Below are 13,763 nucleotides of genomic sequence, written 5' to 3' on the forward strand. Positions count from 1 at the left end.
GGCTGCTGCTCCACCGCCTTTTCGGGCGGAAGAGGGCGGTAGGGCAGGGCTCCCGAGGCCCGGACAGCATGCGAAATATCGGGGCGAACAGGGAAAGTAACCGGGTATGTTTGAGGCCATAGAACGAAACAAACTGCTTTTCGTCGGGAGTGTTCTCGCCTTCATCCTGATGGGGGCGGGTCAATCTCTGCTGGGACCGTGCGTCCCGGAATTCCGTCAGATATTCGGACTTTCCATTGCTTCGGCGAGCATGGTGGTCACGGCGCAGTGGGTCGGCGCTCTCGCAGGCGTTCTGGGGCTCTTTTTCTGCGGACAGAGAGACTTCACAAAACTCGCCTTCGGCCTGCTGACGGCGGGTTCGGGCCTGATGGCGGCACAGTTAAACTGGCCGATGACCCTGCTGGGTGCGCTCGGCTTCGGCGCAGGATATGGGGCGAGCCTGGCACTGGTGAATTCCCGGCTGCTGGAGAGTTTTGGCAAGGCGGGCCCCTCGATGGTCAGCCTCGTCAATGCTTTGTTTGGTGGCGGAGCAATCGTCGCGCCGCTCGTTTTCGTGGCGCTGTCACGATCTTCAACGACCAGTTTTGCCATCCTCACCGCAGGTCTGGCCGTCCCGTTCCTGCTGGCGTTCCGTTTCCCGTCCCAGTCCGGAACGCATGAGACGCTGGTGGACGACGCCCCAGCCTTTCGTCCCTCGCTTGCAGCTCTGTTTGTGGGTGCGTCCGGCACGGCTATCGAGGCCTGTCTGATCGGTCTGGGACCTTCAATCCTCGTGAACGGTAACTTCTCTGACGTGGTCGCCGCCAATGCCCTGTCGCTGTTTTTCGTATTTTTCCTGAGCGGTCGGATCGCGCTCAGCTTCGTCGGACATCGCCTTCCGGCGGCTCCGATGATTGTTGCGGGTTTCGCGGGGGGAGCCATCCTGCTGTATCTGGCATCGAGCGAAATTCTGCCGACCGTCACCTATCCATTGTCGGGCTTTTTCATCGGCAGCATTTTTCCGAATTTCTTCGTCTTCGGTTCTGCTCTGATGGGAAAGAGTCGAAAAACCGGTCCAATGATTGTCTGCGCGGCTCTCGCGGGTGGTGTGGCTGGTCCGCTGGTGTTGGGCCAACTGATCGCCCATCTTCAGGGCCTAACGCCGTTTCTTCTGCTCGCTATCTATGCAAGCGTCGTCTGCTTCCTCGGGTTTTTAGTTCTGAGAAAACTGTCCCTCACCGCCCGGGCCTGAAAGGGCCCGACCTTCATGAAGGACGAAAGCGACTACCTATTTCACTGCAAACCTGTCTTTAGGAATATCGTCTGCAGGATCTCGATTTTACAAAGCATACGCAGATCCAGTCCAAGCTTATCAAAGTAGGCAAGGCGAGTGTCTTTCGGGTGTGACGACCAATGCAAAAAATGGCAACTGCAATCGTGGGGCCAAAGCAGAGGGCGTGCATCACCCGTTTCGTTGGCGGTGGTTTTGCCGGTGTGCTTGGCTTAACGATGGGTTTCTGAATGAGGTGTGGCGTGGCATGGCATTTTTTCAGGATTTTCGTCCTGTTCTTCAGTCTTGGGGCCGTTGGGGCCCCGGTTCTGGCGCAGGCACAGGAGAGGATTCTGGCGGAAGTCGTTGTCATGCGACATGGAATCCGCGCTCCGATCCTGCCCGGAGTTTCCAGTCCGTCGCTGACGGAACGCCGCTGGCCTGAATGGGAGGATGGTCCCGGACAACTGACGCGGCATGGACGGGATGTCGTCAGCATTGTGGGACAGGATGACGGGGCGTTCTGGCGTCGGAGTGGGCTTGTTGCTGCCGGATGTCCGTCGGTTTCAGTTTTTACGGTTATTGCCGATACGGATCAGCGGACCCTCGATACGGCAAAAGCTGTCGCAGGCGCGGCATTCCCGTCCTGTGATGTTCCCGTAACGCCCGCTACAACGTTGCCGCAGAACCCGTTCAAACCCGTCGAAACTGCGGAGACGGTCCGGCTTGCGACGAATGCTATGTCTCAGGCGCTTGCGGACTTCCATCCTAATTCTGAAATGGCAGAACTCATGACGTCATTCGGGGGCGTCCTGAAGAATCCATACTGGACCCTGGCGCCCAGCACGATCGAGGTTTCGCGAGGCGGATGGCCGGTGCTGCATGGACCGCTTCTGGCCGCGTTTCAGATCACCGATACTTTCATGATGGAGTATGAACAGGGCATGCAGGCGGGATGGGGGGCGTTGACGGCGGCGGATGTGGGGCGTCTGCTGGCACTTAACACGCTCTATGCCCGTCTGACACGACGTTCCGCCTTTTTGGCGTCGGTTGAAAGTGCGCCAGTCGTGGGACTGATCAAAGAGACCTTTGCCCGCTCACTGACTGGGAAAAAGCACGTCCTGCTCATTGTCGGACATGACGATACGCTTAATGCCCTGGCGGGAAGATTTGGATTGCACTGGCAGGCTGCGGGTCTTCCGGTGGACATGCCACTTCCGGCAGGGGCGCTGATTTTCGATCTCGTCCAGAATGCTCGGGGTCGTCAGGCCGTGCGGTTCCGGTACAGCGCGCCGACTCTGGAGGACGCCCGGTTTCCCGAGCGTCTGCGAAAGCATGGTATTGTTTCGGTCAACCTGAAGCCCGGGATCTGCAAGGAAACGGAAAGTTGTGACTACGGCGTGTTTTCCAGCCAGTAAAATACGCGAAAATTCCTGAGGCACTTTTCTGGAGAACCGCTTCCTGTTTTTGCTCGGAGGGGCGGCTGGTTCAGTGCCCATGCCTCGGGCATGCGGTGCCCTCTATCTGACGGGTGACTGGTGACAGGGCAGAATCCTTTTTCTGCCCGCGCGAAGATGAAGAAAATCCTCTCTCTTCTGTAAGTTGCGATGCTGTAAATCCAGACTGATAATTCCTGTTTATAGGTTGTTATATAAACATAATATTTGATTTGAGAAACGTTCAAAAAGAATGATACCCCTATCAGAAGAGGGGTAAGTATTTGTGACGATATCCGAAAACAGGACACTGAGCTTTTCCGAAATATTTGCGGCGTCATGCAGGATCCGGGAACATGTGGTCCGTACGCCCCTTCTCGAGAGCCCGGTCCTGAATGACAGACTGGGGGGACGGGTTCTGGTCAAACCCGAAATGCTCCAGAAAACCGGATCTTTCAAATTTCGTGGTGCCTGCAACCGTATCCTTCAGTTGACGCCGGAAGAACGGCGCGGAGGTGTGGTGGCGTGGTCATCCGGAAATCATGCCCTGGCCATCGCGGCCGTCTGTGCCCTCCTGGAAATCCCAGCCCATATCATCATGCCGGAGAGCGCCCCCAAGATGAAAATCGAAGGTGCACGCCGGTATGGAGCCCAGGTCAGGCTTTATGACCGCGCAACGGAAAATCGCGAAGAAATCGGTGCCCGCATCGCGGAGGCTGAAGGGGCGGTCATCGTGCCGCCTTATGACGATTATAAAGTCATGGCGGGTCAGGGTACGGTTGGCCTGGAGATCATGGAGCAGTGCCGGGACCTGGGTATTATGCCCGATCATGTCCTCTCCAGCGCGAGTGGCGGAGGGCTTGTGGCAGGCATCGCCACGGCGGTCCGTACGCTGAGGCCTGAAACATCGGTTTATTCGGTGGAGCCTGCCGGTTTTGACGATCTTGCCCGTTCGCTGGCCTGTGGACAGCGCGTTGAAAACGCATCGGGCGTGATGACCCTGTGTGACTCTCTTATGGTACCAACGCCCGGCGCGCTGACCTTCCCCACGAACCATGCCCTTCTTGCGGACGGTCTGGTGGTGAATGATGTCGAGGTTCGTGTTGGCATGGCCAACTGTTTCGAGCATTTCAAGCTGGTTGCGGAACCGGGAGGGGCGGCACCTCTTGCCGCGATCCTGTCTGGAAAGCTGGATGTGCAGGGCAAGGTGACGGTAGCCGTCCTGAGTGGCGGAAATGTCGATCCCGCCGTTTATTCCGAAATACTGTAAAAAGGAAGCGTGTCGTCATGCTGCAGAACGGAACACTTCTTTATGACCGGATTGCCGGAACCATCGATGACTTCATGGTGCTGGATTATACAGGTGTCGGTAGTATCGGTCTGATTTACGAAGCCCTGCAGAAGCGGCAGCCGGGATATATGTGTATGGCCGCTGCTGAAATGATCGTGGAGCAGGTGGCCAGGCGTCCCGGCCCGGTGCTGATCGCGACCGGCTTTCCCGAAGGCGGCGGCGTGCCGGAGACGGATGGACCGGTCGGGGCCGCGTTCATCGCGCGTTCGGTTTTTCTGGGCCTGTCGCGCGAAACGGTTATTGTTGTGGACGAGGACTGGCGGGACATGATGTTCGCGACCTGTCGTGGTGCGGGTCTTGCACCATTCGATCTGCCGGAAGATGGAAAGATCGTCCCTGTTCCGTATTTGCGACCGGTCTATGTTGCGACCGTACCCAAGGACGAAGCGGGCAGCCGGAGGGTCTGTGATGCGCTTCTGGCTCAGGTGCAGCCGAGTCTTCTGATATCGATAGAACGGCCAGGCGCCAATGATCGTGGTTTGTATCATGGTTTGGGTGGCCGACCGCTGGACGGGATGGTGGCCGATCTGGACTATCTGTTCGCACAGGCGCGCAAACTCGGGCTGCTGTCCATTGGCATCGGGGATGGTGGCAACGAACTGGGCATGGGGGTGATTGCTGCTGAACTGAAACAGAAGATCGTCAAGGCCCGGGACTGCGGCATTGAGGGACGGGGAGGCGTTGCGGCCGAAACAGCGACCGACCTTCTGATCGTCGCGAATGTTTCGAACTGGGGGGCGACTGGTCTGGTGGCGGCTCTGGCGTGCCTTTTGGAAAATCAGGCCGTTTTTCATGAACCTGAGCTTGAGGTCCGCTGTATCGAGGCCTGTGTGGCGAGTGGTGGCGTGGACGGGATGTTCATGGGGCCCGAACCCGCAACCGACGGTATTGCCGCAGAGGAATGGCGCGGCCTGATTCAGGTCTTTCGCAAAACGCTGCAACGCCATCTCGGGATGGTCATCAACTGGCAGGGTCAGTCAGGAGACTGGAGACAGATCCGTGCGTGACGAAACTCCCGTGTGTGGGGGTGGCATTCCCCTCCCACCTGTCAGCGTTCCACGGGGCAATTATACGCCTGTTCTGGCTTGTGATGGGTTTCTGTTCGTTGCCGGGCAGGGGCCTCGCTGGGGGGACGATCTTCGTTACAAGGGCGTTGTCGGGAAGGATTTCTCCGTTGAGGAAGGTCAGCAGGCGGCAAGGCTCTGTGCGTTGAATATCATTGCCCAGGTCTGGAATTTTCTCGAGGGAGACCTCTCCAGAATCAGGCAGCTCGTGCGGGTTGCGGGGGTGGTTCGGTGTACCGAAAAGTTCGAACAGCAGGCGACAGTTCTGAATGGCGCGTCCGATCTGTTCGGTGAACTGCTGGGGGATGCAGGACGCCATGTGCGTATTGCGACCGGCACGTCTTCCCTACCGTCGGGAATGGCGGTGGAAGTGGAAGCCATGTTCAGGATCGACTGACAGGTCTGCGGGACGGATCATGCGTGGTCCGTTCCGTGTCCAGGATAAGAAAAATTTATTGGCTTGGATAACAAGATAAACGTTCCAATATCGTACCAACACTTATTATTATGTAAAGAAGTTGAAGCGAAAATGCTGATCGGGCGGAGCGCAGAACGACCCCGGACAAAGTAATCGCAGAGAATTAGAAGAAATCCTGGCGCCTTATGTCAGTTGCTTTCCCAAATTCCAGGAGTGAGTGAAAATGTTTGTTCGGAAAACCCTGTCCCGCTCTCTCTCATTGAGTACGATCTGTCTGCTGACAACGTCTCTTTGTCATGCGGCTCTTGCTAGAAATACGAAATTGACTGCTCCGTCTGTTAAAAAAACCGCTCATGCAGTTCCTGTGGCGCCCCGGTCTGTGAAAAAGATAGAGAGGAAGCGGGTGACGCAGATCAGCGCGAAGGACACGGAAAGTATTGCCGTTCGTGGCAGGACCGTGCCCGGAACCAGCGTCTTTTCCCCGTCGACGCGTGAGCACAGCACGGTGCAGGTTTTCCGGTATTCCTCACAGCAGCTCAAGGAAACCGGCCAGACCAATATTCTTGCGGCCCTGTCCCAGCTCTCCGCGGCGGTGACGTCGTCTCCCTTTGGCGGGATGGGAAGCAATGGCTTTAATAAAACGATGCAGTTACGAAACCTTGGTGCGGATCAGACGCTGATGCTGGTCAATGGCAAGCGTCGGCATGTGGATGCCAATTTCAATTACTACCAGTCAGGCCCGAACTACGGAACGGACCCGGCCGATCTGTCGCTGATTCCGGTCAGCGCCATTGATCATGTCGAAATCATTACTGAGGGTGCGAGCGCGCTTTACGGTCAGGATGCCGAGGCTGGCGCGGTCAATATCGTGCTGAAGACCGACAGCAAGGGCGGGTCGATTAATCTGCAGAACAGTGGTTTTTATGCGGGGGACGGGCAGTCCTTCGATGGTAATGCCGATTACGGTTTCGCACTGGGGCATCGTGGCGGCTATCTGAATGTGGCTGCGCAGATCAACAACCAACTTGCCACCAACCGGTCAGGCAAGTATCCGGGTGACCTCTATTTTGAAGGTGATTCGCGTAACGAGACCGCCAGCAAGGATGTCCAACGTCTGGCCGGCAATATCCGCATGCTGCTTGAAACGGCCAGCGTGAATATGGCCTATCCGGTTACGGATAACTGGGAAGTCTATAACACCTCGACGTTTGCGCATAAGGATATCATCGCGCCTGAGACGTATCGTGCGCCCTCAAACGACAACGTCGTGCGCGCGCTCCATCCGAATGGCATGGAACCGATGTGGCATGCTGAGGAATGGGATTTTCAGGTCAATAATGGCATCCGTGCGCATAGTTTTCTGGGGATGCAGTGGGATTTCTTTGTTAATTACGGCCGTAACCAGCAGATTAACCACATTGTTGATACAGACAACCCCACGATGGGACTGGACAGCCCGACAAGTTTTTACACGGGACAGTTCGTTTCTACAGAGCTGGATGCAGGATTTAACAGTACGAAGATCATCAAGACATCCTTCCTGCCGCGTCCAGTCAATTTGAGTTATGGATTCGATTATCGTTTCGATACCTATCAGGTTGGTAAGGGCGATGCGGCATCTGTGGAGAATGGCGGGGTTCCCATTCTCGACGGCCCGAATGCTGGGGCAATCGCGTCTGCGGGCGCGGTGGACAAGTTCGGAATTCCGGCGGCGGCGGGCAGTATCCTGAACCGTGGAATTTTCGACGGGCACGTCAACCTGGATTTCTATGTTACGCCCAAATGGGAATGGACGCTTGGCGGTCACGCGGTCAGCTATGACGATCTTGGTGTTCATCCCACGGGGTCAGTCGGAACACGCTATAATGTGAGCAAAAACCTTGCTTTCCGAGGGAACGTCAACACGGGATACCGGGCGCCGACGCTTGCGGAGGAAGGGTTCTTTGCCGAAACGACATTCCCGACATACCGGACCGCGCAGCTTCCGGTGAATTCGAACTGGGCCAAGGTTCTGGGTGCAACAAAGCTGCGGGGTGAGCAGTCCCGGAGCTACAGCATCGGTGTGGATGCCACGCTGCTGCCGAACTGGACGCTGACGGCCAATCTCTATCGGATTTCCATTAACGACCGTCTGTATAACAGCACCCAGTTCGGCGGGACCGAAGTGGAAAGCCTGCTCTCTGCGGCGGGGCTGCCCAATGTGCTGTATGCGGCCTATTACGGAAATCCGGTCAATACGGTTACGAATGGTGGGGACGTCACGACGGCCTATCATCTGAAGACGGGACATCTTGGCGATTTCGACTTCCGCTTCTCCCTCAATATCGCGGATAGTGAAATTTCGCATCATAACGCGACCCCTGCGACCCTTCAGCAGCTTGGGCTGTCGTCCTTCAACCGGACGAATGCGGAATATCTGCTGCATTCCTCGCCCAAGAATATTGAGAACCTGACGGTTGTCTGGCATCGTGGACCGTTCTCCGCCCGTGTGCAGGAGCAGCGTTTCGGGTCTTACACATGGGTCGCGGCGCCGTCCCTGACGCAGGCCCAGTGGACCTATGCCAAGCCGTCCTACATCACCAATCTTGAACTGGGATATGACATCACAAAACGCTGGCATATTGCGGGAGGGGCTTTCAATCTCGGAAATCATTACCCCGGCAAAGCGAATGCGGCTTCGCGCGCTGCACTTCAGAATGCGTTTATCTACCCCAATAACTCGCCCTACGGCTTTAGTGGTGGCATGTACTACGTCAAGACAGCCTTGCAATTCTAAGAGGCTGCGCCTGAAACATCTCCCTGCTTGTTCCGAAATATCCTGCCCTTTGTGGCAGGATATTTTTTTGCCCGGGCGGTTGGTGGCAGATGTCCTGTTCCGGTATCGTAAGAAGGCCGATATTCGAGCGTAGGAAAGGACAGAGACGTTCATGATGGATTTTAAGTCTCTTGAGACGGTCCTCTGGATCGAACGATTGGGGAGTTTTCGCGCGGCGGCAGATGCCCTGCGGATGACGCAGCCGGCCGTGTCCGTTCGGATTTCCCATCTTGAGGCGCTCCTTGGGGCCAGTATTTTCCATCGTGCTCCCAAATCCGTCACGCTGACACCGGTCGGGATGACGGTGGTGCAGTATGCCCGTCAGATCCTCGATCTGAGGGACGAGATGATCCAGACGGTCAAAGGACATCAGGACGCAACCGGGATTCTGCGTATCGGAGCGATCGAGACTATTTCCCAGACCTGGATTTCAGACCTTCTGATTGAGATCCGGCGCAAATATCCGAATCTGACGGTGGATCTGGAGATTTCGGTTTCGGACGAAATCTCCCGGAAAATCACCAAGGGAATGCTGGATGTCGGATTTTTTCTCGGGCCGGTCAATTCACCGCGTTTGATCGAAAGCGAACTGTGCAGCTATGAGACCGCCATGGTCGGTAGAGAGCATTTCGCGCTGCCCAGCAACGGCAAGCTGGATCTGGGGCAGGCGCCGTCGATTTCCATCATGACCCTGTCGCGCAACACCATTCCCCATTCGGCGATCCGCAATTTTCTGGCGCGGGAGGGGATCGTCCATCACCGGGTGGACACCATGAGTTCCCTGCCGTCCATTCTGGCGCTTACGCTGGGCGGAGAAGGGCTGGCCCTGCTGCCCTACGCGGTCATGCGGGATTATCTGGCCAACGGAAAGCTCCGGGTGTTTGAGACCGGCATGAAGCTGCCTTTGCTGCGATGTGTGGCAGGGCGGTTGATCAGTCATGGTTCGGCTATTGTCGAGGATGTCATCTCCATAGCCGAACGTGTGTCGGCCAATGTGACCTGAGGGTCAGGCTGTTCGCCTGACGCGTGAGGAGAGTGTGTAGATCGTCGTTATGGCGCCCAGGGTGGCACAGGCTGCCACCAGAAAGACCCCCGAGAGCGGAGAGTGCAGATGCTGGCGCATCCAACCGATGCCGTAGGGGCCGACAAGGCCGCCGATCGCGCCAAGGCTGTTGATCCATGCAAGTCCTGTCGCCAGTGTGCGTTTTTCGAGCACATGAGGCGTTACCGTGAAGATCATGGTTGTGACGCAGAGGGCTGCAGCGAGTGCGATGGTCAGGAAAACCAGTGCGATTGCGCCGTGGGACTGTAACAGGAAGGTCAGGACCAGACAAAGAGCAACTGTCAGGAAGGGGCCGGCCAGATGCCAGCAGCGTTCGTTATGTTTGTCGGAACTGCGAGCGTTGAGCAGCATGGCCACGGCTGCGACAGCGAAAGGAATGGCCGTATAGAAGCCGAGCTCTCCGGGAGCGGGGGCGATAACCTGTTCGATGAAAGTCGGGACCCAGAAGACGATCCCGTAATTGCAGACGGCCTGACAGAAACAGATGACGACGAGGAGCAGGACTTCAGGCTGTTTCAGCGCAGCGAATATGGATGTCGTGTCGTTTGTGGAGATGTTCTGGTCCGGAAGACGGGCTAGGATGGCCTGTTTCGTGGGGGCATCCAGCCATGAGGCTGAGGCCGGTCCGTCGTCGAGGCGTTTCAGAACGGTCAGTCCGAGCAGCAGGGGCGGAATTGCCTCGATCAGGATCATCCATTTCCATGCGGGTACTGACAGGACTTGATCGAAGGCGCCCAGAAGATAGCTGGAAACCGGGCCACCGATGGCGCCGGAAAGCGGTATGGCGATCAGGAAGCCCGTAGTGACGCGGGCGCGGATCGAGTTCGGGAACCAGAGCGCCAGGTAGTACAGAACGGCCGGATAGAAGCCCGCCTCCGCGGCGCCGAGCAGGACGCGCAGGGCGCAGAATTCCCAGGCCGTGCTGATGATGACGAACAGGAAGGAAATCAGGCTCCACGCGATCATAATCGCGGCGATCGTTCGGCGGGGGCCGAATTTTTCGAGCAGAAGCGCGGATGGGACCTGAAAAACAATATAGCCTATGAAGAATAGCCCAGCGCCCAGCCCGAAGGTCGCATCTGAGAAGTGGAGGTCCTGTTCCATCGCCGCGCGGGCGAAGCTGAGATTGATGCGATCCAGATAGGAAAACATGTAGCAGACGACCAGCAGCGGGATAATGCGCCGGACGGCCACCCGGAAGAGCGTGTGATCAGAGGGCAAAGAATCATCCTGAGCATGAGGAGGCATAATTCTGGTTTATATTATTTTTCCAGAATGTTCCGAGACAAGATTTTCATAATCGGGAATGGGGATATCCGTCACAAGCATGGCGCCGGGAGCATGTGTGATGGCAAAGGGAAGGCGGCTTGCAGCCAGAACGGCCTGAGGCGTCACTCCGCAGGCCCAGAAAGCGGGGAGTTCATGGGGGCGGATTTCGGTGCGGGCGCCGTAATCGGGTTTTTCGATGTCGATGATACCGATTTCTTCGGGAAAGCCGATCTGGACTGGTCCGCCATGAGCCAGAGGGATGCGGGAGCTGATTTCCGTGGCCTTGATCAGGTCTGGCGAGCGGAAAGGACGCATCGAGACGACGACTGGACCGGAAAATGGTCCGACGGGGGTGCAGGCAATATTTGTGCGATACATCGACACGCCCTGACCCGTTTCGAAATGCCGCATGGGGACGTTGCAGGCCATGAAGGCGTTTTCGAAGGAAAAGGAACATCCCAGCGCAAAAACGACGAAATCGCCCTGCCAAAACGACAGAATATCCGTCACTTCGTCTGTTAAAACTCCATCCCGCCAGACGCGGTAAAGCGGCAGGTCGGTCCGGATGTCGAGGTTACGTCCTAGCGTCGGGGTATCATATTCTCCGGGTTGGGACATGCCGACGAGGGGGCAGGGCTTGGGGTTCAGGCGACAGAATTCCGCGAAGTCTTCGGCATATGCTTTGGGAAGAATGACCAGGTTGGCCTGGATGAAACCTGCGGCCATGCCTGCGGTGACGGTTCCAGCCGTGTTGGACCGGCACAGCGCGCGGACGTCTTCGGGCGATGTGTGGAAAAGGGGAGGGATCGGCAAAGCGGATTCAGGCATCGTTTGCGTCCTTGTTCGCGGCAGACGGGCCGGGCGATGGCAGTGATGGTTCCGGGAGGCTAACAGTCGTTGCGTTCTGGATTCAAATCATCAAAATAAATGTTGATGTATAAATATCCGTTATGAACCTTTTTTGCGTTTAAATCTTTTGACGGCATTGCATTGGAATGTTCAGAATGAATGATCCGGAATGAAAAATCCGACGCTTTTGGATATTGTATGCATCATGAAACGAACTGCTTCTCAGGCGCCCGGCAGGCTGGATCTTCCGTGAGCGGATGTTCTGGCGCATGACGACGTCGCCTGTGCGTCTTGCTCTGGGGAGCGCGATCGGGACCACGTTCGAGTGGTATGATTTCATGGTTTACAACACGCTTGCGGCGCTCGTGTTCAACCATGTCTTTTTTCCTGAGGCGCTGCCGTGGATGGGCACCCTTCTGGCGTTCTCAACCTATGCCGTGGGATATGTGTCGCGGCCTTTGGGCAGTGTGATCTTCGGGTGGCTCGGGGACCGGACCGGACGCAGGCATGTTCTCATGCTGACGCTGGCGCTTATGGGACTGACGACGGGTCTGATTGCATTGTTGCCCGGTTATGCGCGGCTTGGGGCGATCAGTCCGGTTCTGCTTGTTCTACTGCGGTTTTTGCAGGGGATCGCATTAGGCGGAGAGTGGGCCGGCGCGCTCCTTCTGACGGCAGAACAGAATTCGGAAACGGCGATGGGCATGGGGGCGACATGGTCCCAGCTTGGGCCTGGGCTTGGAACGGTTCTGTCCGCAGGGGTGATCTGGGGCGTGACGCGCTCCATGGATGCCGCGTCTTTTCAGGACTGGGGATGGCGTCTGCCGCTGTTTCTGAGCCTGTTGCTTCTGGCGGCCGGATGGGTGGTCAGGTCTTCCCTTTCAGAGCCGCCCCAGTTTGCTGAACGCAAAGCGCGGGGTGAGGTTCTGGCCAACCCCGTGGGCGCGGTCCTGCGTCATCATGGGCGCTCCCTGCTGATCGCCGCCAGTACCCGGATCGGGCCAGATGTCCTGTATGCGCTGCTGACGGTTTTTAGTCTGAGCTATGTGACCCAGACAGGGGAGCTCACGCGGTCTGCGGCGCTGATGGCCGTGTTCGCGGGATCGGTCTGGGGAGTGATCGTCACATTGCTGGCGGGGCGGTTCAGCAACCGCTGGGGGGCGAAACGGATTTTCCTTGTGGGGACGGTGTGCGCCCTGCCTGCCGCGTTTGTGTTTTTCTGGTGTGCGGCTTCCCATCAGGCGCTCCTGCTGGGCTTCGGGATCTGTCTTGGGCTTTCGGTTCACGCCATCATGTATGCGGTTCAGGGCGCGCTCATCAGCCAGCAGTTTCCGGTTGAGGTCCGCTATTCCGGCTCTTCGATCGCCTATACCTGCGGCAGCCTTGCGGGGGGCGGGGCTTTTGCGCCGCTCATCATGGTGACGCTGTTCAGGGCGACGCATCTCGAACTGTCGATTTCTCTTTATGTGGTTGTGGCACTTCTGGTTTCCGGTGCGGGCGCGATGCTGGCCCGCGGGACGCGCTGAGTGTGTCTGACTGATTCCAACAGGAACGTTGAAATATGGAAATTTTCTATCCCGATCTGACTGCGGTCAGGGAGGTTATTGTGGCGGGCTGGGCCGGGCGGGATGCGGCGGATGTGCAGCATCATATTGACGAGCTGGCTGCCCTTGGGGTGGCACCGCCTTCGGACGTGCCGCTGTTTTACCGGGTCGGGCATGAAACCCTGAGCACTGCGCCTGTGATTGATGTGCTGGGCAGCCAGACTTCGGGCGAGGTCGAGCCGGTTCTGCTGCGGACGCAGAGCGATCTTCTGGTGGGGGTGGGGTCCGACCATACGGATCGTGAGAGCGAAGCCTATAGTGTGGCGTTGTCTAAGCAGGTCTGTCCCAAGGTCAGCGGTCGGGCTTTCTGGCGGTTTGCGGATGTGGCGGATCGGTGGGACGAGATGGTGTTGCGCTCTTTTACGGCTGAAAGAACGCCCTATCAGGAAGGTGTTGCAGCGTCTCTGCTCAATCCGCTGGATCTGGTGGCGCGCTGGGAACAGCGTGAGGGCCGGGTCTTCGGGCCTGGGAGCCTGATGTTTTGTGGAACCGTTCCTACGCTCAATGGGATTGTCCGGACGGAGAGCCTTACCGTCGAGCTGTCTGACCCGCGGACCGGGAGTGTGCTGTCTCACCAGTACGCCATTCGGGAGCTTCCCGTGGTTGCGTGAAGGGGCTTTTGGGCATGGACAAGCGGGAGCGGTA

At 57.4% G+C, this 13,763-nt stretch carries 11 protein-coding genes; 9 read left to right on the top strand and 2 right to left on the bottom strand.

The features are described from left to right. Positions 1-106: 106 nt before the first annotated feature. The 7 genes from GKA01_RS08155 to GKA01_RS08185 all read left to right on the top strand — a co-directional run bounded on the left by GKA01_RS08155 (position 107) and on the right by GKA01_RS08185 (position 9,336). Positions 107-1,231: an MFS transporter gene (locus tag GKA01_RS08155; RefSeq protein WP_146861290.1), complete on the top strand. Its 1,125-nt coding sequence runs from the start codon at positions 107-109 to the stop codon at positions 1,229-1,231. Positions 1,232-1,512: 281 nt separating this feature from the next. After that, positions 1,513-2,667, top strand: a complete 1,155-nt coding sequence (locus GKA01_RS08160) for a histidine phosphatase family protein (protein WP_146861293.1) — start codon at positions 1,513-1,515, stop codon at positions 2,665-2,667. Positions 2,668-3,043: 376 nt separating this feature from the next. After that, positions 3,044-3,955: a threonine/serine dehydratase gene (locus GKA01_RS08165; RefSeq protein ID WP_244289187.1), complete on the top strand. Its 912-nt coding sequence runs from the start codon at positions 3,044-3,046 to the stop codon at positions 3,953-3,955. A 17-nt stretch (positions 3,956-3,972) separates the two neighbouring features. Then, on the top strand, positions 3,973-5,043 hold the full coding sequence (locus tag GKA01_RS08170; RefSeq protein WP_146861296.1) for a DUF4392 domain-containing protein: 1,071 nt from the start codon (positions 3,973-3,975) through the stop codon (positions 5,041-5,043). After that, positions 5,036-5,497 carry a RidA family protein gene (locus GKA01_RS08175; RefSeq protein ID WP_208653402.1) on the top strand — a complete coding sequence of 154 codons (462 nt, stop codon included), beginning with the start codon at positions 5,036-5,038 and terminating at the stop codon, positions 5,495-5,497. Before GKA01_RS08170 ends, GKA01_RS08175 begins: the two co-directional genes overlap by 8 nt. Before the next feature lie 424 nt (positions 5,498-5,921). Further along, on the top strand, positions 5,922-8,294 hold the full coding sequence (locus GKA01_RS08180; protein WP_244289188.1) for a TonB-dependent receptor plug domain-containing protein: 2,373 nt from the start codon (positions 5,922-5,924) through the stop codon (positions 8,292-8,294). Between the two features lie 151 nt (positions 8,295-8,445). Continuing rightward, complete coding sequence (locus tag GKA01_RS08185) at positions 8,446-9,336, top strand: LysR family transcriptional regulator (RefSeq protein ID WP_228119978.1); 891 nt, start codon at positions 8,446-8,448, stop codon at positions 9,334-9,336. Positions 9,337-9,339: 3 nt separating this feature from the next. On the opposite strand, the gene GKA01_RS08190 is transcribed toward GKA01_RS08185, so the two are convergent. Continuing rightward, positions 9,340-10,617 carry an MFS transporter gene (locus tag GKA01_RS08190; RefSeq protein ID WP_228119977.1) on the bottom strand — a complete coding sequence of 426 codons (1,278 nt, stop codon included), beginning with the start codon at positions 10,615-10,617 and terminating at the stop codon, positions 9,340-9,342. 36 nt (positions 10,618-10,653) lie between these two features. After that, positions 10,654-11,493, bottom strand: coding sequence for a putative hydro-lyase (locus GKA01_RS08195; protein WP_146861308.1), 840 nt, complete (start codon positions 11,491-11,493; stop codon positions 10,654-10,656). A gap of 290 nt (positions 11,494-11,783) precedes the next feature. Between GKA01_RS08195 and GKA01_RS08200 the strand changes: the two genes are divergently transcribed. Further along, the gene (locus GKA01_RS08200; protein ID WP_208653403.1) at positions 11,784-13,040 is read left to right on the top strand and encodes an MFS transporter; all 1,257 of its coding nucleotides are present in this window, start codon (positions 11,784-11,786) and stop codon (positions 13,038-13,040) included. 35 nt (positions 13,041-13,075) lie between these two features. Continuing rightward, positions 13,076-13,729 carry a DUF2848 domain-containing protein gene (locus tag GKA01_RS08205; protein ID WP_146861314.1) on the top strand — a complete coding sequence of 218 codons (654 nt, stop codon included), beginning with the start codon at positions 13,076-13,078 and terminating at the stop codon, positions 13,727-13,729. The last annotated feature ends 34 nt before the right edge of the window (positions 13,730-13,763 follow it).

This window comes from Gluconobacter kanchanaburiensis NBRC 103587, assembly GCF_007988905.1.
Classification (GTDB): domain Bacteria; phylum Pseudomonadota; class Alphaproteobacteria; order Acetobacterales; family Acetobacteraceae; genus Gluconobacter; species Gluconobacter kanchanaburiensis.

Bases quoted from the DNA above. Each gene is read 5' to 3' on its own strand.
- GKA01_RS08205 (WP_146861314.1), top strand. From the start codon at position 13,076: ATGGAAATTTTCTATCCCGATCTGACTGCGGTCAGGGAGGTTATTGTG.
- GKA01_RS08155 (WP_146861290.1), top strand. From the start codon at position 107: ATGTTTGAGGCCATAGAACGAAACAAACTGCTTTTCGTCGGGAGTGTT.
- GKA01_RS08195 (WP_146861308.1), bottom strand. From the start codon at position 11,493: ATGCCTGAATCCGCTTTGCCGATCCCTCCCCTTTTCCACACATCGCCC.
- GKA01_RS08185 (WP_228119978.1), top strand. From the start codon at position 8,446: ATGATGGATTTTAAGTCTCTTGAGACGGTCCTCTGGATCGAACGATTG.
- GKA01_RS08200 (WP_208653403.1), top strand. From the start codon at position 11,784: ATGACGACGTCGCCTGTGCGTCTTGCTCTGGGGAGCGCGATCGGGACC.
- GKA01_RS08170 (WP_146861296.1), top strand. From the start codon at position 3,973: ATGCTGCAGAACGGAACACTTCTTTATGACCGGATTGCCGGAACCATC.